Annotated in this window: 1 protein-coding gene; it reads left to right on the forward strand. The window is 67.3% G+C overall.

Features of this window, described 5'->3' with window-relative positions; all coding sequences use genetic code 11:
• On the forward strand, positions 1-603 hold a 603-nt coding region (locus tag H5411_RS46675), incomplete at both ends, for a S1C family serine protease (protein ID WP_183128051.1).

Genomic DNA, 603 nt, shown 5'->3' on the forward strand with positions numbered 1-603 from the left:
AAGCCCTGGCCATCGGCAGCCCGCTCGGCTTCGAGAACTCGGTCACCGCCGGCATCATCTCCGGTCTGCACCGCGAAATCCCCGGCTCCGCCGGCCAAACCCAGTCCCTTGTGGACCTCATCCAAACCGACGCGTCGATCTCCCCCGGCAACTCCGGCGGGGCACTGCTCGACACGCAAGGCCGGGTCGTGGGCATCAACGAGGCATACATCCCACCCGCCGCCGGGGCGGTGTCTCTCGGGTTCGCCATCCCCTCAGCCACCGTCACCGACATCGCCGACCAACTGCTCACCAAGGGCACCGCAACCCACCCGTACCTCGGGATCTCACTCGGCCGGCTCACCCCCGACATCCAACAACAACTCGGCGTACACACCGACCACGGCGCACTCGTGCTCGGCATCGACCAAAGCGGCCCCGCCGCCGCCAGCGGCATCCGCACCGGCGACGTCATCACCGAATTCGCTGGCACACCAATCCGCAGCGTCGAGGACCTACTGGCTGCGCTCCGGCACACCCAACCAGGACAAAAAGTGGCGGTCACCCTCATCCGCGCAGACGCATCCCAATCCGTCAACCTGACCATCGGCTCGCGCACCGGCA

Origin of the sequence: Amycolatopsis echigonensis, assembly GCF_014174495.1 — a bacterium.
Taxonomy (GTDB): domain Bacteria; phylum Actinomycetota; class Actinomycetes; order Mycobacteriales; family Pseudonocardiaceae; genus Amycolatopsis; species Amycolatopsis echigonensis.